The sequence below is a fragment of the Thiomonas sp. X19 genome (assembly GCF_900089495.1).
Classification (GTDB): Bacteria; Pseudomonadota; Gammaproteobacteria; order Burkholderiales; family Burkholderiaceae_C; genus Thiomonas_A.
This window is the reverse complement of record NZ_LT605203.1, coordinates 2,305,454-2,328,757: the sequence shown is the minus strand read 5'-3', so window position 1 is coordinate 2,328,757 and position 23,304 is coordinate 2,305,454. Positions and strand designations below refer to the sequence as shown.

General features: G+C 62.0%; 16 protein-coding genes and 2 pseudogenes. 13 read left to right on the top strand and 5 right to left on the bottom strand.

Features of this window, described 5'->3' with window-relative positions:
- Nucleotides 1–229 precede the first annotated feature (229 nt).
- Nucleotides 230–529, bottom strand: a complete 300-nt coding sequence (locus THIX_RS11130) for an H-NS family nucleoid-associated regulatory protein (RefSeq protein ID WP_112486296.1) — start codon at nucleotides 527–529, stop codon at nucleotides 230–232.
- 195 nt (nucleotides 530–724) lie between these two features.
- On the opposite strand from THIX_RS11130, the gene THIX_RS23795 reads away from it, so the two are divergent.
- From THIX_RS23795 to dinB, 3 genes are all read left to right on the top strand, one after another.
- A complete protein-coding gene (locus tag THIX_RS23795) occupies nucleotides 725–1,330 on the top strand; it encodes a helix-turn-helix domain-containing protein (protein ID WP_233224519.1) in 606 nt (201 codons plus the stop codon).
- 44 nt (nucleotides 1,331–1,374) lie between these two features.
- Nucleotides 1,375–1,875, top strand: coding sequence for a hypothetical protein (locus tag THIX_RS23790; protein WP_199195277.1), 501 nt, complete (start codon nucleotides 1,375–1,377; stop codon nucleotides 1,873–1,875).
- A 152-nt stretch (nucleotides 1,876–2,027) separates the two neighbouring features.
- The gene (gene dinB, locus THIX_RS11115; protein ID WP_112488311.1) at nucleotides 2,028–3,185 is read left to right on the top strand and encodes a DNA polymerase IV; all 1,158 of its coding nucleotides are present in this window, start codon (nucleotides 2,028–2,030) and stop codon (nucleotides 3,183–3,185) included.
- 114 nt (nucleotides 3,186–3,299) lie between these two features.
- Here the strand turns inward: dinB and THIX_RS11110 are convergent, their stop codons facing one another.
- The 3 genes from THIX_RS11110 to THIX_RS11100 all read right to left on the bottom strand — a co-directional run bounded on the left by THIX_RS11110 (nucleotide 3,300) and on the right by THIX_RS11100 (nucleotide 6,215).
- Entirely contained in the window at nucleotides 3,300–3,818 is a 519-nt protein-coding gene (locus THIX_RS11110) for a hypothetical protein (RefSeq protein WP_112486295.1), read from the bottom strand.
- A gap of 73 nt (nucleotides 3,819–3,891) precedes the next feature.
- On the bottom strand, nucleotides 3,892–5,115 hold the full coding sequence (locus THIX_RS11105; protein ID WP_112484360.1) for an ISAzo13-like element ISCARN37 family transposase: 1,224 nt from the start codon (nucleotides 5,113–5,115) through the stop codon (nucleotides 3,892–3,894).
- A gap of 38 nt (nucleotides 5,116–5,153) precedes the next feature.
- The gene (locus tag THIX_RS11100) at nucleotides 5,154–6,215 is read right to left on the bottom strand and encodes a PIN-like domain-containing protein (RefSeq protein WP_112486294.1); all 1,062 of its coding nucleotides are present in this window, start codon (nucleotides 6,213–6,215) and stop codon (nucleotides 5,154–5,156) included.
- 462 nt (nucleotides 6,216–6,677) lie between these two features.
- Here THIX_RS11100 and ltrA (THIX_RS11095) point away from each other — a divergent pair, with 462 nt between their 5' ends.
- The 4 genes and pseudogenes from ltrA (THIX_RS11095) to THIX_RS11075 form a co-directional block, all read left to right on the top strand.
- On the top strand, nucleotides 6,678–8,186 hold the full coding sequence (gene ltrA / locus THIX_RS11095; RefSeq protein ID WP_112486293.1) for a group II intron reverse transcriptase/maturase: 1,509 nt from the start codon (nucleotides 6,678–6,680) through the stop codon (nucleotides 8,184–8,186).
- A 329-nt stretch (nucleotides 8,187–8,515) separates the two neighbouring features.
- A pseudogene (locus THIX_RS11090) lies at nucleotides 8,516–9,430 on the top strand (IS5 family transposase); the annotation flags it as partial.
- A gap of 610 nt (nucleotides 9,431–10,040) precedes the next feature.
- Nucleotides 10,041–11,516, top strand: coding sequence for a group II intron reverse transcriptase/maturase (gene ltrA, locus THIX_RS11080; RefSeq protein ID WP_112486291.1), 1,476 nt, complete (start codon nucleotides 10,041–10,043; stop codon nucleotides 11,514–11,516).
- 91 nt (nucleotides 11,517–11,607) lie between these two features.
- Nucleotides 11,608–12,108 (top strand): annotated as a pseudogene (locus THIX_RS11075) (transposase); the annotation flags it as partial.
- Between the two features lie 445 nt (nucleotides 12,109–12,553).
- On the opposite strand, the gene THIX_RS11070 reads toward THIX_RS11075, so the two are convergent.
- Entirely contained in the window at nucleotides 12,554–12,868 is a 315-nt protein-coding gene (locus THIX_RS11070) for a topoisomerase DNA-binding C4 zinc finger domain-containing protein (protein ID WP_233224518.1), read from the bottom strand.
- A 321-nt stretch (nucleotides 12,869–13,189) separates the two neighbouring features.
- Between THIX_RS11070 and THIX_RS11065 the strand changes: the two genes are divergently transcribed.
- From THIX_RS11065 to THIX_RS11040, 6 genes are read left to right on the top strand one after another with little or no spacing between them, the layout of a single operon-like run.
- Entirely contained in the window at nucleotides 13,190–15,634 is a 2,445-nt protein-coding gene (locus THIX_RS11065) for a sigma-70 family RNA polymerase sigma factor (RefSeq protein WP_158540859.1), read from the top strand.
- Between the two features lie 38 nt (nucleotides 15,635–15,672).
- Nucleotides 15,673–17,154: an ATP-binding protein gene (locus THIX_RS11060; protein ID WP_112486287.1), complete on the top strand. Its 1,482-nt coding sequence runs from the start codon at nucleotides 15,673–15,675 to the stop codon at nucleotides 17,152–17,154.
- 44 nt (nucleotides 17,155–17,198) lie between these two features.
- Nucleotides 17,199–20,057 carry a Z1 domain-containing protein gene (locus tag THIX_RS11055; protein WP_233224517.1) on the top strand — a complete coding sequence of 953 codons (2,859 nt, stop codon included), beginning with the start codon at nucleotides 17,199–17,201 and terminating at the stop codon, nucleotides 20,055–20,057.
- Entirely contained in the window at nucleotides 20,041–21,045 is a 1,005-nt protein-coding gene (locus THIX_RS11050) for a PD-(D/E)XK motif protein (protein WP_112486285.1), read from the top strand. Before THIX_RS11055 ends, THIX_RS11050 begins: the two co-directional genes overlap by 17 nt.
- 2 nt (nucleotides 21,046–21,047) lie before the next feature.
- Complete coding sequence (locus THIX_RS11045) at nucleotides 21,048–22,823, top strand: AIPR family protein (protein WP_112486284.1); 1,776 nt, start codon at nucleotides 21,048–21,050, stop codon at nucleotides 22,821–22,823.
- Between the two features lie 15 nt (nucleotides 22,824–22,838).
- Nucleotides 22,839–23,294, top strand: a complete 456-nt coding sequence (locus tag THIX_RS11040) for a very short patch repair endonuclease (protein WP_112486283.1) — start codon at nucleotides 22,839–22,841, stop codon at nucleotides 23,292–23,294.
- Nucleotides 23,295–23,304 lie beyond the last annotated feature (10 nt).

Sequence of the window (23,304 nt, the reverse complement as noted above, 5' to 3'; positions counted from 1 at the left end):
ACAAACAGCCCGGATGTAAGGCAGCAAACCTTTCAAACTCTCACAACGCTAAAACTTGCTCTCCTTGGGCGGACCATGTAGGCGGTTCAAGGCTTGAGGAAAGCCGAGTTCGCGGGCTTGGCGGTTTTTGGGGCTGCTGCTGCTTTGGGCATGGGTTGGCTCTTGCGTGTGGAATGTCCGAATTGTTGCGTAGGTCGCGGAGCAGGGCAGGGTTGATCAGCCAGCCTAATCAAGCAGTCGCAAACACCGTGATCTCTTTGCCCGCAGCGATCTCCGCCGCCAGCCAGCGCGGATGCTTGCCACGCCCGCTCCAGGTCTGGCCGGTGGCCGGGTGACGAAATTTCACGGGCGCGGGTCTGCCCTTGCGAAAGCTGGCGCGCTGACCGCCCAAGTCCTCCATCGTGATGCCGTAGTCGGCCATCTGCTGCTTGATCTCTGCCACCACACGGGCGAGTTCACTGCGACGGGCAGCCTCGGCCTGCGTGATGAGGGCGGCAATCTGGGCTTGCAATTCGGCGTAGGTGGGCATGGGCTCGCTGTTGTGTCGATGAATGGGATGGTTTGCTCTCAGCCTATCGGTGACCCCGCCATTTAGCAAGATCAAGATCAGGGGATGTCGGGAGCAAATGAGTTGTCCGGTTCGTAGCAAGTAGTCTGTCCGGTTTATGGAGGAGCGATGCACGCTCCCATGAGCCGGACCCGCTACATGCAGGAGAACCGGAAGATGAGATGCGAAGAGGCAGACCAGGGCTGGGCGGGCGGGCGGCTGACGCAGGCCGAGGCGGCGATGCTGCTGGGGCAATGCGAGCGCAGCTTTCGCCGCCACGTCGAGCGCTACAAGGCCGACGGGCTGGGGGGCCTGCTCGACAAGCGGCTGAGCCAGGTCTCCAAGCGCCGGGCCGGCGCGGCGGAGATTGACCGTGTTGTGCAGACCTACAAGAGCGGCTTTACCGGCTGGAACGTGGCGCACTTTCACAGCAAGTACCGCAGCGAGTTCAAGGGCACGCGCAGCTACAGCTGGCTCAAGACCGTGCTGCAAGGGGCGGGCCTGGCCCGAACGGCCAAGCGCCGGGGCAAGCACCGCATCAAGCGCGAACGCGCGCCGCTGCCCGGGATGGTGGTGCACCAGGATGCCAGCACCCACCGCTGGGTCCCTGATGCGGTGTGGGGCCTGGTGGTCACGATGGACGACGCCACAGGCGAGCACACGAGCATGTTCTTCTGCGACCGGAGGGCACGGCGTCGAGCTTTCACGGGCTGGGCCAGACCATCGCACGCTACGGCCTGTTCGCCAGCCTGTACAGCGACCGGGGCAGCCACGACTTCCTGACCCCGCAGGCCGGCGGCAAGGTCGACAAGCAGCAGTTCACCGAGGTGGGCCGCGCGCTCAAGCAGTTGGGCATCGAGCACATTGCCGCGTACTCGCCCGAGGCGCGGGGCCGCAGCGAGCGGGCGTTCCAGACGCATCAGGGCCGGCTGCCGCAGGAGCTGGCCCGCGCGGGGATCACCGACATGGGCAGCGCCAACCGGTCTCTGGAGCAGGTCTACCGCGACAGCCACAACCGGGAGTTCGGCGTGGCCAGCACGCGGCCAGGAACGGCCTACGTGCCCTTCCTCAGCGGCAGTCTGCCCGACATCCTGTGCGAGCAGCACGAGCGCACGGTGGGCAACGACCACTGCGTGAGCTTCGAGGGCATGAGCCTGCAACTGCCGGCCGACGAGATGCGCTACCACTACGTACGCACCCGAGTTCGGGTGCATCGCTATGTGGACAACACGCTGGGCGTGTTCCACGGCCCGCGCAAGCTGGCCGGCTACGACGCCAAGGGCCAGTCCACCAACACAAGCAAGGAGGTGCTGCGAGCGGCCGCCTGAGGGCCGCATCGACCACTCGCGCTTCATGCAACAATTCCCTGCAGTCCTGATCGCGCGTGGCCGCAGCGTCCCCCGGACCATCGCGCATGGACCGTATCCATCGTCGCGTTGCGCTGGGGCTCATTTCGTCCTGGGCGAAGGATTCCACCATCATGAACCCCCGCCGCATCGCCCACCTGGACATGGACGCTTTCTTCGCCTCGGTGGAGTTGCTGCGCTATCCCGAACTGCGCGGCCTGCCCGTGGTGGTGGGTGGCCGCCATGACTGGCATCCCACCCTCCAGCCTGACGGCAGCCACCGCTTTGCCCGGCTGCGCCAGTACGTCGGCCGAGGTGTGGTGACCACCTCCACCTACGAAGCCCGAGCCTTCGGGGTGTTCTCCGGCATGGGCATGATGAAAGCGGCTCAGCTCGCCCCGGACGCCATCCTGCTGCCGGCCAACTTCGAGGCCTACCGCCACCACTCCGCCCTGTTCAAGGCGGCGGTGGCCCGGATCGCGCCGCAGATCGAAGACCGCGGCATCGACGAGATCTACATCGACCTCACCGATCTGCCGGGCGAATCCCACACCCTGGCCGTGCGCATCAAGCAGGCCGTGCACGCCGCCACAGGTCTTTCCTGCTCCATCGGCATCACCCCCAACAAGCTGCTGTCGAAGATGGCCTCGGAACTCGACAAGCCCGACGGCATCACCATCCTGAGCCAGGAGGATGTTCCCAGCCGTATCGGTCCGCTGGCCGCCAGCAAGGTGGGCGGTATCGGCCCCAAGGCCACGCTCAAGCTCAAGGACCTCGGCGTCCACACCCTTGCCGATCTGGCAGGGGCCGATGCCGCTGTGTTGCAGCAGCACTTCGGTGCCACCTATGCCGCGTGGTTGCAGGATGTGGCGCAAGGCATCGACGACCGTCCGGTCGTCACCGTGCGCGAGCCCAAGTCCGTCAGCCGCGAGACCACCTTCGAGCGCGATCTGCATCCTCGCCATGACCGCGCAGCCCTCTCGGCGGTGTTCACCGAACTCTGCCAGCGCCTGGCCGGGGATCTGCAGCGCAAGGGCTTGGTCAGCCGCACCATCGGCATCAAGCTGCGCTTCGAGGACTTCCGCACCGTCACCCGGGATCTGTCCCTGGACGTGCCGACCGACGAAGCACAAGGGATTCGCCGTGCAGCCGGGCAGTGCCTCAAACGGATCGAGATGCAGGGGCGGATACGACTGCTGGGGGTGCGGGCTGCAGCGTTGATGACTGTGCAAGACCTGGAGCATTCAGGCCCCTCGTTACAGAGGCAGCTTGCCTTGATTGATGGGGTTTGATGCTGGACAGTGCGCATCCGGACTCTGGCTGGTCACGGTCATGGCAGGCGCGTGCGCAGCAATTCGATAGCAGATCGTCAAAGATGAGCTAAAGCTATCAGCCAGAAGCCGCGCTTAGGTGTGCTGGCCCGGCACATCAAGCGCCCGCCTCGGGTCAAAATCCCGCCCATCCGGCAAGATTAGTTTGACACCGGCCGGAAGTGATGGCTCGAACCGACAGTTGAGGGCCCATTTTGGAATGGCCAGTTCTCGCGAGATCTGGGCTTTGATGCTTCCTTGGCTTAGGAGGGACGAAGACGATGTTTGGAACGGTGAGCGCGTGGTCGGTTCGTCGCGGTCGCACATCAACTCGACATCATCCAGCGTGACAGACTCCAGCCTATTGACTGGTTCTGGGAAAGTGCCCTCATCATGTTGATCAATTGGCACTGACTGTATGCGAACGATTAAGGGCTCCCGGGAACCGGGCAAGAACTTGAGCCGTGCGCGGTATCTATTCAATTGGAAGCGAATGAAATTTCGGGCATCGTCATAGACCGGTTCCGCCGCCAGTGCCAATGGCTTGTCCGCATAGGAAAATTTCAGCATGTCGCGAAATCGACCGTGCGAGTCAAAGTAGATTTCGAAAAGCATACCGGCGAGAAGATGCTGCGCTGTTGGTGGTGGAAACTGTGCTTAGGCGTCGTTCAGAAATAACTTGATTGATCTACCCTGAGCGGATGCAGTAGTTCCAATCGCCGTGGAACTTGTTCGGTTCGATGCGAATGGTGGCCAAGGCTGCATCGGTGACGACGACACCCTTCGGATACGAGTTGGTGTCCAGTTCGGCATGCACGGTGAGCCCGCTTCTGGTCTTGGTGCCGGCAATGAGATTGACGATCACTTCGTGGCTGACCAAGGGCTGCGCCCGCCAGTTCATCGTGATGAAGGAGAACATGCGGTGCTCGATCTTGTTCCACTTGCTCGTGCCAGGCGGGAAGTGGCACACGCGGATGTTCAGCCCAGCCTCTTGGGCGAAGCGGCCCAGTTCGAGTTTCCACAGCCGCACCCGGTGGCCGTTGCTGCCGCCGCCGTCGGCGGTGATCGTGAGCTCGCGCGCCTTGGGGTAGCGCGGCTTGCCCATCGCGTACCACCAGCGCCGGATAGTTTGCACCGCAAACGTGGCGGTGTCGTGATCCGTTCCAACGCTCACCCAGCCTTGGTCGGCTCCGATGTCGTAGACCCCGTAGGGGCTGGCTCGGCCGAGTTCCGGGTCCACGAAGTCGTGCACCTTCACCTGCGCCGGCTCGCCCACGGGGCTCCACTCCTTGCCGCCGTTCCTGAACTGGCCGACCAGTTCCTTCTTCTTGGTGTCCACCGAGATGACGGGCTGCCCGCGCGCAAGCGCGGCGCTGACAGTCGCGTTGATGTGCTCGAACTGTGCATTGCGGTCGGGGCTCTGGTTGCCCTCGATCACCTTGGCGTTGCCCTGCAGGCTGAAGCCCTGGGCCTTCAGCAGTTGGCCCACCACCACATGACTGACAGCGTGACCCTGCTGCTGGAGTTGCTCGGCCAACACGCGAAGGCTCTTGCAGCTCCAGCGCAATGGCGACTCGGGATCGCCGCGCGTGGTCGGCTCGACAAGTGCGAGCAGGTCCGCCACGAGCGTCGGATCCTTGTGCGTCAGCGGCTTGCGCCCGCCGCCGGGGCGCCGCGTCGCCGAAGGGGGCGCCAACTGCGCGCCAGCCATGAACTCGTTGTCCGTGCCCTCCAACTCCAGCATGCCCGCGGCGATCGTGCCGCGAGCCAGGCCGGTGGCCGCCGCAACCTGCGAAGTGCCTCCGCGCCCAATCACCTTGGCTTCGGCGGCGGCCAGCGCCCGGCGCTGCCGCTCGTCGAGGCGATCTCGCATCAGTGCCCAGCGCTGCCCAATCGGCGAATCGGCTTGCATGGACCGCAAGCCTAACCGACTCGAGGAAACTGAACAAGTTATTTCCTAACGACGCCTAACTGAGACTCCAGGCCAGCCATAAACTCCATGGCCTTCTGCGAATTGCCGCAAGCTGCCTGATAGATGTTTCTGCCGAGGACGAACCAGGATGAAGGCGTGAAGTCTTCATTGCGAATAGCGCTGATCCTCACAATTGCCGGGTTCTGTGTATACCAGTTCAGCGATTTGAGGGCACGGATGATTGCGTTGATGTCCGAGGGCGCGTCGGCTTGGTACTCACTATCTTCAGTGGCGTTTTGGTCGTAGTGAAGGGACAGCGCGGCAGGTTCCAGGGGTTGAATGGGCTGAGGTGGCTCCGGCGTCTCGGTGCCAGGCTCTTCCCTGGGTGGCAATGCCTCAACAGTGGCCGTGGGCGGTTCAGTGGGGGTGGGGGCGCGGTCGGGTGGGCTTTCCTCTGAAGCTGCACCGTCTGCACCAAAGGTCTGGGCCGGCTCTTCCGTATCGATTTGAATCGCGGCTGCAAGTTGGGCGAATTGCATCGCACTGACCTTGGAAAGCCCTTCGACTAGGGTCGCAAGGCTACAAATGACAAAGCTTGCGTGACCGGTTCGACGTTGAAACTCGGAGACGAGCCTAGGATCCGCCAACTTGATCTCTGGGTTGGTGTTCCCCACAGACTTTCGTGCGCTGCCTACGATCTCTGTACGCATCTTCGGCGTGTACACCCAGTCCGACTTCTCGTCGTTGGTGATGAAAAGGACGTTGGGAAAATCGGTCGCGCTCGACGTTGATTTTTCTAGTATCTCAAACCAGATGATGAGATCACCGAAGCGGTTCTCGCCCTTGTTACTGTCGCGGAAGCCGGGAGGGAGTCGATGCTCAAACCTAGCGCTACCTTCCTGCGAAGCACGCACGCAGAGCGCGGCGAGATCGGAATCGAGGACTGCAGCAGAAAGGTGCTGCACAATTTGCTGGTGGATAACGCCGGGGTCAAACTGCTGCGAGAAAACGTGCGTGTACGGTATCAGGGCGTCGATGGCCCGTCGGAACTCGGTCAGGTATTGAGTGCGGTCGCCGCTGAATGCAATCTTGTGCAGCAAGGAATCGTCTACGAACAGAGACGCCGTCTCGTGCAGGGCGTCTAGCGCTTTCCTGACTTGCGAGGGCTCCTGTGCGCCGGTTAAAGCCGGCGAGATGTTGTGAATGAAAGAGTCATACGTTGAAGGCTTAGCCAGCTACGGCGGCCCCGAGTCATGCGTGCACATTCGTGAGGATGTGGGCGAAGCGTTGACAGGGGTACGCGCGGGCCGGGTATCGAGCCGCGTAATACATGCCCCGTGGCGAGAGCTGCGGGTGGTCCGGGGTGCCGAGGCAGTAGGAGCTTGCCGAAGGCCACACCGATGCTGCCGCTTTGGCGAGGCGGCATCGGACCCCGCGCGGTCAGAGACCTCGCGCACGCGCGGAAACATCTCGCACGGAAACCGGGAGGTCCCGCGTCCTTCTGCATCGCGCTGGGAAGCGTCGAGTGCAGAGCGCATCGTGAAGCCCAAGGGCACACGACGATGAGCAACAGGCGCGGGAAGTCGGACTGCTGCGTAGTACCGAAGAAACTGCCGAACAAGGCCGTGGGTGAAAGTCCTGCGGCGGCGGAGGTGGTGGAGGGAAGGCGGCAGGCCAAGGGCAATGCTGTTGCGGCGCGCATGTCCCGGAGAACCAGCCGGGTCTATGACGTGGGAACCGCGCTCGACGGCATACGACAGACGGCAAGGGACCGTCGCGATGCAAGGTTCGACAACCTGCTGCATCACATCGACGCGGTCGAACGTCTTCGGCAGGCCTACCTCGCGGTCAAACGCGACGCGGCCGCCGGGGTGGACGGCCAGACCTGGCAGTCGTACGGGCAGAACTTGGAGGGCAACCTCCTGGACCTGTCGGATCGGCTGGCCCGAGGGGGCTTCCGGCCCCAGCCTGTGAAGAGGGTGTACATCGACAAGGCCGACGGGAGTAAGCGCCCTCTGGGCGTGCCCGCGCTGGAAGACAAGATTGTCCAGCGCGCATCGGCCGAAGTCCTCAACGCCATCTACGAACAGGACTTCCTCGGGTTCAGCTACGGCTTCAGGCCGGGGAAGAGCGCGCACAAAGCGCTGGACGCCGTGGCGGTGGGTGTGAGCGCAAGGAAGGTGAACTTTGTTCTCGATGCTGACATCAGCAAGTTCTTCGACACCATCGAACACGACTGGCTGGTGAGGTTCATCGAGCATCGCGTGGCTGACGCGCGCGTGGTGCGGCTGATCAAGAAATGGCTGCACGCGGGTGTACTGGAGGACGGCAGGTTGACGCAGAGTGAACTGGGTACGGTGCAAGGCGGCAGCATCAGTCCGCTGCTGGCCAACATCTACCTGCACTACGCGTTCGACCTGTGGGTCGAGCAATGGCGGGGGCGCCACGCCCGAGGCGACGTGATCGCGGTGAGGTATGCCGACGATTGGGTTGCCGGGTTCCAGTACCGCGACGACGCCGAGCGCTTCAAGCGCGCGGTGGAAGAACGGCTGGGCCAGTTCGGGTTGAAGTTGCACCCCGAGAAGACGCGGCTGATCGAGTTCGGGCGTTTCGCCCAAGAGAACCGACGCCGCAGGGGACAGGGCAAACCGCAGACCTTCGACTTCCTCGGGTTCACGCACTGCTGCGGGAAGACGAGGAAGGGCTACTTCATGGTCTTGCGGCTGACGAGTGCCAAACGCCTGCGAGCCAAACTCCAGGCGGTCAAACTCGAACTCAGACGGCGCATGCACCACCCGATCCCAGAGCAGGGCCAGTACCTGCGCGCGGTGGTGGCTGGGCATGGCCGGTACTTCGGCGTGCCGTGCAACGGCGCGCGGCTGAGGACATTCCGCCATCAGGTGGCCGGGCTGTGGCATCGCACGCTGTGCCGCCGCAGTCAGAGCCGCGGCCTGACCTGGCGTCGAATGTATCGATTGATGGCGCAGTGGTTGCCTGTTCCGAACATCTGCCAGCCGTACCCGAACCAGCGTCTGATCGTCACGACCCAAGGCAGGAGCCGTATGCGGTAGTGCCGCACGTACGGATCTGTGGAGGGGGTGCTGGGTGACTGGCATTCCTACTCTGACTGCTCTTCGGCGTGTACGAGTCGAGGTCCTTCGACGTGACACGGGAAAGGTACTCATTCGCGGCCCAGGCCGGGATGGCTATGCGGTTCTCGGAGGCTATTTGATCAGACCACACGAAGAACTCGCGCCGCGCTTCTGCGTGAAGCTTGTATAGATAGTCGGCCCTGCAAAACCCCGCCAGCCCGCATGAATGCTCACAGTTTTCTGTTTTTCTGTGCACCGAATCCCTTGAGAAGCGTTATTGGAGAAACTGATTTCTGAGGGATTTGAGGATGACCACGCCCGACTTTTTCCGCAGCCGCATCGACGCCATGATCCACCTGAACGATCCCCTGGCAGTGCTGGCCACGCGGCTACCGTGGGCGCAGTTGGAAGCGGCGCTGGCCGTCAAGTTTGAACACCAGGCGCGGCAGGGTGCAGTCCTCGAAGGGCACGACCTGTTCGGCCCTACACAGTCGCTGGTGGGCGCAGGCGCCAGTCCCGCCGGACGCCCCCGGCTGCCTCTGCGGTTGATGATCAGCCTGCTGTATCTGAAGCACACCTTCAACCTGAGCGATGAGGACCTGGTGGTGCGCTGGAGCGAGAACGTGCTGTGGCAGTTCTTCAGCGGACGGGTGTACTTTGAGCATCGCCCGCCGTGCGACCCCACCCAGATCGGGCGCTTTCGCCGCGCCCTGGGCGAAGACGGGCTGGAAGAGCTGCTCAAAGCCACCATCGACACCGCCGTGACGATCCAGGCCGTGCAGCCCCAGGAACTGCAGCGGGTGATCGTCGATACCACGGTGCAGGAGAAGGCTGTTGCCCACCCCACCGACAGCCGCCTGCTGGAGATTGCGCGCCACAAGGTGGTGCGTGCAGCCAAACAGGCGGGCATCGCGCTCAAGCAGACCTATGCCAAGGAAGGCAAAGGCTTGCGCTTCAAGGCTGGCGGCTACGCCCATGCCAAGCAGTTCCGCCGCCTGCAGCGCTGCATCAAGCGTCAGCGCACGATCCTGGGCATTGTGCTGCGCGCGGTGCAGCGCAAGTTGCAGGCGGCGGCCCAATCTCCCTCCGTCGACTCTTGCCCCAAAGCGCTGGCGGCGCTGCAGCAGTGGATGCAGCGCGCCGAGCGCGTGCGCACGCAAAAACCGAAGGACAAGAACAAGCTCTACGCCCTGCACGCTCCGGAGGTGGAGTGCATCGGGAAGGTGCGACGTGAAGTTGCACACATCATTGTCTCGCCCGCTCACGAGGTTGGTGACGAGACCGGCCGTTCCGTCGGCCGTAGCCTACCTGTGCATGCGTTGCTGGCAACGGCGGCGTGTGAAGCCACGGGGACAACGTATCGGGCCCTTGGGCCGCGTCGGCTTCCGCGAGGAAACGGCGCCACCTGCCAGCATCAAGGCGGATGGGGTGCCAGGCTGAGTGGCATGGTCAACAGAAGTGAACTGCTGCAGGCATCGTTATGCACGACAAGCCAAAGATGCTGACAGGCTTGAACCAAAACGGTACGTGGTCGGCTGCGCCTCCCTTTGCTACGGCGCACACGGACAGGAAGACCACCGGTGTACAGGCAGGACCGACCCCACGCGTTGTGATGTGTACGGAACACGGTAAGCCCGACGAGCCGCCGGCAACGGCAGGCCAACCGCAAGGAAGGCTGATGGCGCAGCGGGTAAAGGAAAGCGGAGCAAGCGAACGCCGTTCTGTAATCGAACGGATACGGGTTGCGACATCACCCGGCGCGAAAGCGCGCTGACTTCCGCCAGGTCTTCCATGGCAAGAGAGACTGAGAAACCGCGATCAGGAGGAAGGCAGATGGCGGTATCCGCGATAAGGGCGCGAGCCTGTGCCGAGGATGCCGGTGCGCCTCCAACCGATGAGATGACTTGGGACCAGATCAACTGGGCTCAGGTCAACGAAGAGGTCACGCGGCTACAGGCGCGTATTGCCAAGGCCACACAGGCTGGCAGGTGGAACAAGGTCCAGGCCTTGCAACACCTGCTGACCCGCTCGCATAGCGGCAAGCTGCTTGCCGTGAAGCGAGTGACGGAGAACGAAGGCAAGAGGACGGCAGGCGTTGACGGCAAGATCTGGAAGACTCCGATGTCGAAGATGAAGGCATCGCAAGCACTGACACACAGGGGCTATCAGCCGCGACCACTGCGGCGCGTGTATATCCCGAAGAGCAACGGAAAGAAGCGCCCGCTGGGCATTCCGACCATGCGAGACCGGGCCATGCAAGCGCTGTGGTTACTGGCGTTGAACCCCGTTGCGGAAACGACAGCCGACAAGAACTCCTATGGCTTCAGGCCCCGGCGATCGACGGCCGATGCCATCGAGCACTGCTTCAATGCACTCGCCAAACGCGACTCTGCGCAGTGGGTTCTTGAAGGCGACATCCGGGGCTGCTTCGACAACATCAGTCATGACTGGCTGTTGAAGAAGATCCCGATGGACAAGATCGTTCTGCGCAAGTGGCTGAGTGCTGGATTCATCGACCAAGGAGTGCTGTTCCCCACTGAAGCAGGAACGCCGCAAGGCGGGATTGCTTCACCGGTGCTGGCCAACATGGCGCTGGATGGCATCGAAGACGCGGTGCGCTCGGCCCTCGGCCGCAGCCCGAACGCGCGACAACCTGCCAAGGCGCACGTTGTCCGCTATGCGGATGACTTCATCGTGACTGGCGCAACTCGGGAGCTGCTGGAGCAGCGGGTCAAACCGGCCGTCGAGGCATTCCTCGCGGGGCGCGGCCTGCAACTGGCGCCCGAGAAGACGCGGATCACGCATATCTGCCGAGGATTCGACTTCCTCGGGCAGAACGTGCGCAAGTACGGGAACAAACTTCTGATCAAGCCCGCGCGCAAGAGCGTGGCTTCGCTCCTGAAAAAGGTGCGTGAAGTGCTGGGAAAGAACAAGGCTGCCACACAAGCGCAGGTGATCATGTTGCTCAACCCGATCCTTCGGGGCTGGGCGATGTACCACCGGCATATCGTGGCCGCGGCGACCTTCTCACGGATCGATCATCTCGTGTGGACCAAGCTGTGGGTGTGGGCCAAACGCCGCCACCCGCGCAAGCCCCTTCGCTGGATCAAGGCGCGGTACTTCGAGCGCCAGGGTCTGCGCGACTGGATCTTTGCCTGCGCCGATCAGCCGCCGGAATTGGCCTTCAGGCCGATGCTGTTCCGGCTGGCCGGGCTGCCGATCAAGCGCCACACGAAGGTTCGCAGCGATGCCAACCCGTTCGACCCAGCATGGACCGCATACTTCCAGCGTCGTGCAAATGCCCACTGATTCCGTTGTCACGAACCCGGTCCGATCTCGGGCTGCTGGAAGGCTTGAGCCGTGTGCTGGGAAACTCGCATGCACGGTTCTCAGGGGAGAACACGCCGGCAACGGCGTGTTCTTACCCGACGGAAAGGCGCGCAAGCCGTATGAGTTTGGTGTGAAGACCGCGGTGGTGGTCTCCCACCAGCAGGGGCTGATGCTGGGAGCGCGCACCTTCCCTGGCAATCCGTATGACGGCCATATCCTGCGCGCCACACTGGAGCAGGCCACCATCCTGATGCAGGACTGGAAAGTGGCGATCCAGCACGTCGTCGTCGACCTGGGGTTTCGCGGGGTGGATGCCGACAACCCGGGCCAGCACATCCTGCACCGCGGCAAGTTCAAGCGCATGAGTCTGCAGCACCGGGGCTGGCTGCGCCGCCGCTCGGCGGTGGAACCCGCCATCGGACATTTGAAGGCCGATCACCGCCTGGATCGTTGCTGGTTGCAAGGGGCATTGGGCGATGCGCTGCATGCCCTGAGTTGCGCGGCAGGCTACAACCTGCGCTGGCTGCTGCGCGCCATCGCCCGTCTGGGGCTGGGGCCGGTTTTTTTGCGCCGACTGCGCCAGGCGCTTCGGGCTGCGCGGGCTGTCGATGCCTCACGCTCCGCTCACAGCCGTGCTCAGGCGCTTGCCTGAGAACTGGGTCTCCACCGTGGCCATCCTGACGCGGCCGGCCCATGGGGTTGTATTCAACGCTATGGACGAACGGAAAACGGATTGTGAATTTTGCAGGGCCGACTAGATAGGCAAGGATGTTTGTGTCGAGAAAGACAAGTGTCTGCGGGTTGCGAGCTAGCGCAGCGATTTCCCGCAGATGCTCGTCCACCGTCTTGGCGAAGGTGTGATGACCAAAATGCACACTGCCTCCCAGGTTTGTGTTCTTGTTGCTGTCAGACACCTGTCTTGGGCGTCAAGCATGCCTATCGTACGGGCTGGATCACTGCGGCTTTGCACTCGGGCAATACATGCGTATTTGTCGACGCTGCCCGTTACTGTTACTTTATCTCCCGCCGAAAAACCTCTGTCTGCACTCACGCGGAAAATTCTGGCATCCCCAGAATGACTTGCGACCTTGCGCGCCTTCCCGGAACACCATCTTGATGCCGCAGGACGGACAGGACGGCACCTTGTAGTCGCCGTCTGTTGCAATATGCAGCAATCGTTGCCTGGCGTCATCCGGCAGGCTGAAAATCTTCTCCATGAAATGGAACCCGTCGATCAATTGCAGCGGGTTGGATTGTGCGAACGTCAGAGCCTCAGCCGTGTATTTGCCCGTGGTCATGAAGATGCCCTTCGCAATTTTTTCGCTCACCATGACGGTATAGGGCCATATGAAGGCCCAGATTCTTTTGCTATCGCCAGATCTATCGCAAGGTTGCATCCGCGCGGTTGTACAAGTGCCGCCGGCTCCCACGCCTGTAGAATTTCCCGAAACACAAACTTCCAGAGCCCACATGGCCGCAGGGACATCAGAGCTGTCTGGCTATGACGAGTGCCACGCGCCGATGCTCGTTGGAGATCGCGATCGACGAACGGGGGAAGATACAACCCCGAAGGTCTGGATGGAGGCGCCCGCGTGAGCCATTTGACTGGCTCCGAAGCTTACCCCTTGAGCAGGCTTCTGAGGATGGCCGTGATGTCTGGCGCCGAGGGAGCCGTTCAGATCCATATCGAGCGGGGCGATGACCTCGACGCGCGCGACGCCAATGGCATGACTCCGCTCATGCTGGCTGCCACGCGCAACAAAGCCTCGATCTGCAAGCTTCTGCTCGACGCAGGCGCTGACTACGCGTTGACGGACTCCAAAGGACGAGATGCCCACGCCATAGCAATCGAGGCCGGGTCGGTTGAGGCTGCTGCCATTATCGGGTCGGCCAGGCCCGCGACTGCCGAGCCCCATGACCCCGCCTCGCCCGATGCACCAGCCGAGACAGGTGAATCCCCGAGCCAAGAGCAGGTATTCGACGACGACGGATTCGAATTCGATATGTCCGATTGGAAGCCCGAAGTCGAACGGCCGCCTCCCGAAGCGGATCCGAGCGTCTCCGAAGCCGCGATCGCAATCCAGACGGCCATCTCGGAATTTGAGCTGATCGACAGCTCCGCGGATTGGGGCGATTTGGAAGCCTACCTGCCCGAAAGGGCGTCGCCGCTTCCGAGCGAGGACGACGCCGAATGGCGCAGGCGATTGCGCCTGATGCTGTTGCGAGCCTTGCGCGAGGGCAGCGTGCCAGCAATGGCTGTCGAGAACCTCTCGAATGATGCTCGCGGCGCGGCAAGGGGCGATGTCATCACCGTTTTGACCATGGTGCTCAACGATCTCGGAGCCGAGCTCGACGAGCGATTCGAATACTCAACCCCTTTCGACGACTTCGAGGTCGATGTCAACCCCGAGGAGGCACCGGACGAGGAGGTCGAGGTCGACGACGCATTGGCCTTCGTTGGCGACTTGACCAGCTATCGCAACGAGCCGCTTCGCATCTACCAGCGCGAAATCCAACGGGAGAAGCTCCTGAGCGCCGAGCAGGAGGTCGAGCTGGCCCAAGCGATGGAGAACAGCGTGCAGCGGGCCTTGGACGCGCTGGCTTCGTGGCCAGGGGGCATTGGCAGGACCCTGGATGCGGCCCGCGCGGTCAAGTCTGGGGAGAAGCCCTTCGCGTGGATATCGTTGGGGCCGCGATCTGAGTCCCACGAGGTTGAAGCCGATGCCGACGACGAAGTCGGGTCTGCATCCGCCTTCACCTTGATCGGCGCTGACGAGGGCTCCGAGCCGCATTCTGAACCGGAGGCTCATTTGGAGTCGCCTGCCGCGCCCGATTCCCAAGACGCCGTCGACTTCTTCATCTCGATCGACAAACTCTCCGAGCTGCCGATCGACACCAACAAGGGCAGTTCAAGTTGGAGCGAAACACGATCTGCATTGGCGTCCCTGTGCCTGACTCGGCGCTTCTTGGTGGATCTCGCCGACTTCGCGAGCGAAGGTGGCAGCGTCGCCGAGGTGGAGTTCATCGAGGCGGTTCGCGAGCATCAGAGCGCGCGCGGCCGCATGGCGATTGCCAACTTGAAGCTCGTGTTCAGCTTGGCCTTGAAAGGGCTATACAGCGGTGAACTGCTCGACGACTTGATCCAGGAGGGCAACCTCGGGTTGCTCAGGGCGATCGAACTCTACGATTGGCGGCGGGGCTTCAAATTCTCCACTTACGCCACGTGGTGGATCCGCCAGCACATCAGCCGGCACATCGCCGACAAGCTGAGGACGATCCGCCTTCCCGTTCACATCCATCAACGATTGCAAAAGATCGCCCGGATCGCCAGTGACTTTCAGGGGGAGACTGGACGCCCGCCCGAGCTCGATGAAATCGCCTCGCGCGCGCGAATCGAACCCGATAAGGTCAAGGCCCTGCTTCGAATCGCCCACGACGCCGAGTCCGTCGAAGGGCTCGACCTCGATGATCTGATCGCGGCTGACGCCCGCGACGACTACATTGCGCGTGATCCCATGGACATCACTGCTGAGGGGGAACTGATCGGGTCGATCGATCGGATCCTCTCCACACTAAGCCGCAAGGAGGAGCGCGTCGTCCGGATGCGCTTCGGTCTCGGGGTCGACTCCATGACACTCGAGGAAATCGGCATGCAGCTTGAAGTGACCAGGGAGCGCATCCGACAGATCGAGGCGAAGGCCATCAAGCGTTTGCAGCATCCAACTCGGGCGGCGCCCCTGATGCGGGAAGTTAAAGGGCGTCGTCTGCCTGAATCCTATGGTGATCGGCCAGAGACGGAAAGCGATGACGTGGACGTCGAAGCCGATTTGCCCCGAGCGACCGAATCCGGTAAGCGCGAAGCGGCCCCGACCGCGGCCGGCGGCACCGACCGACCTGCGGCCCCCTCGTCGCACCTGGATCTCGCCCTTGAGGAGGCCAAGGAGTTGGGATTCATCGTCGACGACGACCGATACGGAACCTCCGGCAGGATATGGGTCAACATCGCCGACACTCCGGACAACCGCTACCGCCAAATGATCCGGAAGCTTATCGGCTTGGGGTTCGTAGTCTGGCCAGGAGAAGGTCTTTGGAAATGAGCCAGAAGACGAGAAGTACACCGCCTCGTGCATTCGCAATGCTCGAATCGCTCCGCGGCCTCGGATACTCGACGGCGACCGCCTTGGCCGACATCGTCGATAACAGCATTTCAGCAGCGGCCAAAGAAGTCCGCATCGATTTCGCGTGGGACGGGAGCAATAGCCGCATCACCGTCCTTGACGACGGATGTGGAATGACGGACGCGGAGCTTGAAAGCGCCATGCGCCTGGGCGACAAGAATCCCCTGGCTGCGCGCGCCGCCCACGACCTCGGCCGCTTCGGCATGGGACTGAAGACGGCGTCCTTTTCGCAATGCCGGCGGCTGACCGTCGCCACCGTCAAGAACGGCGTCCGAAGCTGCCTGCGTTGGGATCTGACAGAACTCGCAGTGCGCCCCGACGCTGGGTGGCTATTGTTCGAAGGCCCCGCTCCCGGATCCGAGCCCTTCCTTGCTCCCCTGGATCGAAAGAATGCCGGAACACTTGTCCTTTGGGAAACGCTCGATCGAATCGTCACCGACGGCTACAAGCCCGACGACTTTCTCTCGCTCATCGACGATGTCGACGCGCACCTAGCCATGGTCTTCCATCGCCTGCTGCAAGGCCCACGTGCGGGGCTGCGATTGCTTTTGAATGGAAACCCCGTGGCACCGTGGGATCCCTTCATGACCGCGCATCCTGCCAAGCCGTGGGCGTCGCCGGTCGCCAAAATCCACACGAGCTGCGGTACGGTTGAAGTTCAATGCCATGTGCTGCCACACAAGGATAGGCTCACGGCTGCTGAATTCGAGGCCAATGCGGGGCCTGCGGGATGGACAGCCCAACAGGGCTTTTACGTCTATCGAAACGAGCGGCTGCTGCTTGCTGGCGGCTGGCTGGGCCTGGGATCGCCGCGCGCATGGAATCGCGAGGAGTCCCATCGACTGGCCCGCATTCGTCTGGACATCCCCAACACCGTTGATGCCGAGTGGAAGATCGACGTTCGCAAATCGACGGCACGCCCCCCGGTTCCGGTCAAGCCCAGGCTGACGCTATTAGCCGAGAATACTCGCGAGCTGGCGCGCCGCGTGTTCGCCAGTCGCGGAGCCCCGGCATCGCGCCAAGACAAGATCCCTATCGACCAAGCATGGAGCGTCGAGAAGTTGCGCCACGGCATGCGCTATCGAATCGCCGAGACCCATCCCTCGGTCGCGGCGGTGTTGGAAAACGCAGGCGAGTTGCTGCCGCTGGTCAAGAGCATGCTCAGAGTCATCGAGGAGACGGTCCCCGTCCAACGCATCTGGCTCGACACGGCGGAGAACAAGGACACGCCGCAGACTGGATTCACGGGCGAGCCAAGCGACGAAGTGGCCGGCGTGTTGAGGACACTCTACGTGGACATGATCGGGCGCCGCAGGATGAGCCCCGAAGGGGCGAAGCGCGCACTTCTGCACACCGAGCCCTTCCAGAACTTTCCCGCCTTGATCGCGACGCTCGACCAAGGTCTCGTGGCGAAGCCGAATCGACCCCAAAAATCATGAAAGGCTGACCCATGGAGGAAGCGAATTCACCGCAGGAGCGGGTCGTGAGCATCGCCCAGACGCTCATGCGAGGCGAAAGCGACGAGAACAAATCGAAAGTTGTCCTGATTGCCGAAAAGCTGAAGCTCTCGATGAGTCTTCTGGCCAAGGCCGAGCTCAAGGAGGTCGACTTTGACGCTGCGCTAGCAGAGCTTGTGCGCCGCATGAGCCACTTCATGCCCGCCGACACGACGATGAAGGACAACACCGGCCACGTTGATTGGCTGACACCAGAAAGAAAGGCCGGATGGCGGTATTGGGAACGGCTCGCCCGACATCTCGAAAGAAAGCTCGCCTCCACCGTCGTCGACCAGCTTGACAAATCAACCGACGAAATTCTCGAACTCTTGGAGGATCCCAAACGCGAGGGCTCGTGGGACCGACGGGGACTCGTGGTCGGTCACGTCCAATCGGGCAAGACCAGCAGCTATTCGGCCCTCATCTGCAAGGCGGCCGACGCTGGCTACAAGATCATCATCGTGCTGGCGGGGCTCCATAACAACCTGAGGTCGCAAACACAGATCCGGCTCGAAGAGGCCTTCCTCGGCTACGAAACCTCCCCGAACCGGGAGCCCGGAAAACCCATTGGTGTCTATTGGGAGGACAGCGACCCCACCATCCATCCGCATTGCGCGACCACTCGCGAGGAAGGTGGTGACTTCAATACCGCCATCGCGAAGCACTTCGCCATCTCCCCCGAGGAACGTCCTTGGCTATTTGTAGTCAAGAAGAACAAGACGGTGCTCGGGCGTCTTCTCAAATGGATTCAGGGCCACCACGTCTCCAATACGACCGATCCAGTGACAGGGCGCAGGATCGTCACGAACCTGCCCTTGCTCGTGATCGACGACGAGGCCGACCACGCCTCGGTCGACACGGGTGAGCAGCTTTTCAGCGCGGACGGCGTCCCCGATGACGACCATCAGCCCAAGGCCATCAACGGGCTCATCCGCAAAATCCTCTACTCGTTCTCCAAGTCCGCCTACGTTGGCTACACCGCGACCCCGTTTGCCAACATCTTCATCCATCGCAGGAATGAAACGAAGGACGAAGGTCCAGACCTCTTCCCGCAATCGTTCATCAAGAACCTCTCCGCTCCGTCGAACTACGTCGGCCCCGCGCGCGTCTTCGGACTCAAAGGGCCCAACGGACGCGTGGGCGGCCTTCCCCTGGCGCGCGACATTTCCGACCAGGTCGACAAGCTCGACGGCAAGCCATTGGCCACCGGCTGGATGCTGCCCAAGCACAAAAAGGATCACATTCCCGTCTACGCGGGCCAAGAGATCCTCCCTCCGTCTTTGAGGGAAGCCATCGAGTCGTTTGTCCTGGCTTGCGTCGCGCGGGCATGCAGGGGCCAAGGTGCCGAGCACTCATCGATGCTCATCCACGTCACGCGCTACAACCGAGTCCAGTTGGAAGTCCATCGGCAAGTCGAGGAATATGTCAAACGGATGAAACAGCGGATCTCCCGCCGCGTCGACCACGAGGCGACCCTGGCCTCCTACAAGCGATTGTGGGACGACGATTTTGTGCCCACATGCGAAGCGATGGCCCAAGTCGTCCAAGAGGACGGAGGGCCGCAGAAGATCCCGAGCTGGGATGAGATCGCCGAGCAGCTTCCCAAGACGCTCGCCGAAATCCACATCCGCAAGATCACCGGTACGGCCAAGGACACGCTCGACTATTTCGAGAACAAGGACAAGGGGCTCAAAGTCATCGCCATCGGCGGCGAGAAGCTCTCGCGCGGCCTGACGCTCGAAGGACTGTGTTCAAGCTACTTCGTCAGGACGACGAAGATGTATGACACGCTGATGCAGATGGGCCGCTGGTTCGGCTATCGACCAGGCTACATCGATCTCTGCCGGCTCTATACAACCCAAGAGCTTGTGGATTGGTTCGGACACATTGCCGACGCCTCCGAGGAGCTTCGGGAGGAGTTCGACACGATGGCAGCCCAGGGTGCCAAGCCGAGCGAATACGGCCTGAGAGTGGAGTCGCACCCAGTGATGCTGGTGACCTCACCTCTAAAAATGCGCACAGCGAGGACGCTCAAACTTTCATACAGCGGAAGCTTGGCGCAGACCATTACGTTCCTCACCGACGAGGAGACCCTGGAAGGTAACTTGGACGCGGCCAAGGCCCTCGTCGCTCAAATGGGCAAGCCCACAGAGGAGCATCCGGCGCGCAAGAGAGATCAGAAGGCCGAGTCGTGGAAGCGGTCGCTGCTGTGGAAGGACGTCGGCTCGGATGCCGTTCTGGAATTCCTGCGAAGCTACAAGACAGTTCCGGGCCTCTCGCGGATCAACAGCTCGATCATCACCGAGTTCATCGAGAAGATGAACTCGCTCCAGCCGGCCCATTTGACTCGCTGGAACATCGCCCTGCTTGCTGAAGGCCCGGCGGGCAAGCCCTTCGCCTTCGCCAACGACGTCGTGGTCTCGACGTTCCCGGGCCGCATCAACACGGGCGGCAAGGACGCCTATCGGATCGGCGTGCTCACCGACCCCGCCGATGAGGCGATCGACTTCGAATATGAGCAATGGAAGGCGGCCTTGGAGAAGACCAAGGAGACCTGGAAGGTCGATCCCGCGCGGAATCGAAGCGAGAAGGAGCACGAGGCCCCAAGCGGCAAGCAGATCCGCAACGCACGCATGGCCGGCGCGGTCGGGCTCCCCGCTCCCGGTCTCTTGATGCTCTATCCGCTGGCGCCCTCAGGCGCCGGCGAGGCCGTGCCTGAGGGCTGGGACAGGCCCATCATGGCCTTCGCCATCAGTTTCCCCTCCACCGAAGGGGGCGATGGCGTGAAGGTCGAATACAAGGTCGATCACCTCTATTGGGAGAAGGAATATGGCGCGTCGGAGTGACGAGTTCGATGTCGCGTGGAGCTCGCTCTCGGGAGCCGGCGACCGCCATGGGTGGCAGTTCATACCGATTGCGCCCGCAGGCAAGTGCCGCCTCGCTGCGGGACGACGCGCCCCAGGAAACGAGGAGGCCCTCATGGCTGCGTTCCCGGCCGCGGCTATACCGTCTGCCGAAAAGCTGCCCGAGGGCCAAGGTTTCAACATCGAGCGAGTTGACCTTCACGAGGTGGGGACAACCTGGCTAGCCCTGAGCCGCAAGGACTCTGGAGACTTCGGCTTGTTCTCATCGATGGTTTGCGACGTGACTGGCGCGCTCGATGCCGAAGGCAACACGGACGAGCTGCGGCTCCTACGGGTATTTCTTGGGCGCGTGCGAGCGTGGCAAGAGTTCATGCGCAAAGGCGCACAGGCGCTGGGCCACGAAGAGGAGATCGGCTTGGTCGGCGAGCTGATGTTGCTTGCCGCGATCATCAAGGCCGGTGTCCCCGCCGCCACCGCCATCGAATCCTGGGTCGGGCCGCTTGACAGCCCGCAGGACTTCGAAATCGGGACTGGGTCGCTCGAAGTGAAGGCGACACTTTCGGCGCAAGGTTTTCCCAGCAAGATCGGCTCCTTGGAGCAATTGGACGATTCGGTCCGGCAGCCCCTGTTCATTGCCAGTGCACGCCTGCGTCAGATAGCGTCAGGCCAAAGCCTGCCGGACCATGTCGACGCCATGAGGCATGCCATCAAGGGCGACGCAGAGGCCGAGAGACTGCTCTCCGAGCGTCTCGTGGCGGCGGGCTACTTCGATGCCCACACCGACAGATATCCAAGACGGTTCGTTTCTGCCGGGACTCGCATCGTCGAGGTCGCCGGAGACTTTCCGCGACTCACGCACGGCAGGGTGCCTGAGGGGATCATGCGGGCCAAGTATGAAATCGACCTTGACAAGACACCCGGAGCGGACGTCGGAATCGAGCAAGCGTTGAAAAAATTGGGAGCAATCTGAATATGGACTTGCCTGAATTCCTGCGACAGATATACGCGTCGGTCCGAGCCCAGATGCAAGACGGGGGGCTCTACGAGGAGCTGGTCTTTTGCGGGATCGTGATGGACCACATGGCCGAGATCGGCATGACTTTCGAACCAGTCGAGTGCCATTACGAGGGAATGTTCGGCAACGCGAACCTGCGCCTGAGCGGATACGCAATTAACGATGACAACGACCAGCTTGACTTATTCGTGAGCCTCTACGCAAGTGTCGAGGACCCAACGCCCATACCCGATTCCGAGACCCTTGGTGCGCTCAAGCAATGCTTGAAATTCTTGACGCTTTGCGCGGAAGGCCGCATGGCGCCGAGGCTCGACCCATCAAGCGACGTGAGATCCTTGGCAGAGTCGATCCAAGCGAACTACGACGACCTCGAACAGGTCCGCGTTTTCGTGATCACCGACAGAGTCGCCAAGTCCAAGAGTTTCCAGACGCGCGAGGTCGGCGGCAAGGCCGTGCGTCTTGAAGTCATGGACATTGAGCGACTGCATCGGCATACTTCCGAAGGCAAGCCACGCGACGAGCTGTCGGTCGATTTCGGCGAAGTCTCCGGTTCCCCTCTGCCCTGCGTGTTCGTTCCCGGCGACAGCGACGACTACGACTATGCCCTCACGGCCATCCCGGGCGAGGCCTTGCGGCTGCTTTACGAGAAGTTCGGCGCGCGCCTCTTGGAGGCCAACGTCCGCTCGTTCCTCAGCGTCAAGGGCAAGGGGGTCAACGCCGGCATCCAGAAGACCCTGCGCGAATCTCCCAGGCGATTCATGGCCTACAATAACGGAATCGTGATCGTGGCCGATGAAATGCGCATGGCCAGGACCGATGACGGTTCGCAGGGCATCGCCTGGCTCCAAGGGCTGCAAATCGTCAACGGGGGGCAGACTACAGCGTCGCTCTACTTCACCAAGAAGAAGTATCCCGACACTGACCTTTCGCACGTTCGGGTCCCGGCGAAGATCATCGTCATGAAGACTCAGGACTCCGTCAAGGAGGAGTCCTTGGTCTCCGACATCTCGCGCTATGCAAACAGCCAAAATGCGGTGCGCCAGTCGGACCTTTCGGCCAACAAGCCCTTCCATGTCGAGATCGAAAGGCTCTCTCGGACCGTCTATTGCCCAGACGGCTCAAGCCAGTGGTTCTACGAACGCGCCGCCGGCAGCTACAACACGCTGCTGGCTCGCGAGGGAACGACGCCGGCGAGGCTCAGAGCGTTGAAGGACGCGATCCCCACTTCCCGGCGCATCACCAAGACCGAATTGGCCAAATACATCAACGCGTGGGATTGCAAGCCCGACGTGGTCAGCCTCGGGTCCCAAAAGAATTTCGACCGCTTCATGGCAGAGCTGACTCCTGCCAATGGCCAGGAGGTTCCGCTTCCGATGGCCGCCGATTACAAGACCATGATCGCCAAGGCCAAGATCTACCGGGAAACCCAGAAGCTTCTGCGCCCCATGTTCCAAGCGTTCCAAGCCAACGTCACCGCCTACACGGTCTCAGTGCTTGCAGCGACGCTCGGGAGTCGTATCGACCTCGACATGATTTGGGTCAAGCAGGCGCTCTCGCGGGAGTTGCTGGCACAGATCGCCACGTGGGCGCGCGAGGTCAACGACATCCTGCACGTCTCCGCAGGCGGTCGCATGGTGTCCGAATGGGCCAAGCGGCCCGAGTGCAAGGAGGCCGTGATGGGCGCGAGCTACTCAGCTCCTGCGTCCAAGATCCCCGAAGTGAAGGCGGGCTGACGGGCCCCGAAATCGATGGCCGATGTTGTCTCGCCCGCGGTCCGAAGCAGGATGATGTCCGGCATTCGGGGCAAGGATACGAAGCCAGAAATCCTTGTTCGAAAAGCCCTGTTTGCGGCTGGATACCGATTTCGGCTCCACAGACGCGATTTGCCGGGCGCACCCGACATCGTCATGCCCGGACGCAAGATTGCCATCTTCGCCCATGGCTGCTTCTGGCATTCCCACGAGGGATGCCGCTACGCCAAGGAGCCCTCGACCCGGCCCGACTTCTGGAAGGCCAAGCTTCAAGCTAATGTCGAGCGCGACAAGCGTGCGATGGATAGATTGGGCGCCATGGGCTGGCGTGTCCTTTGTGTTTGGGAATGCGCGACTCGAAGTCTGAATGCGGCTTTAACCCTCCAACAAGAGTTGCGAAGCTGGATCGAAGGCGATGCAGCTTCGGGAGAGATCAGCGGCATGTCGAAGTAGAAGCGATCGC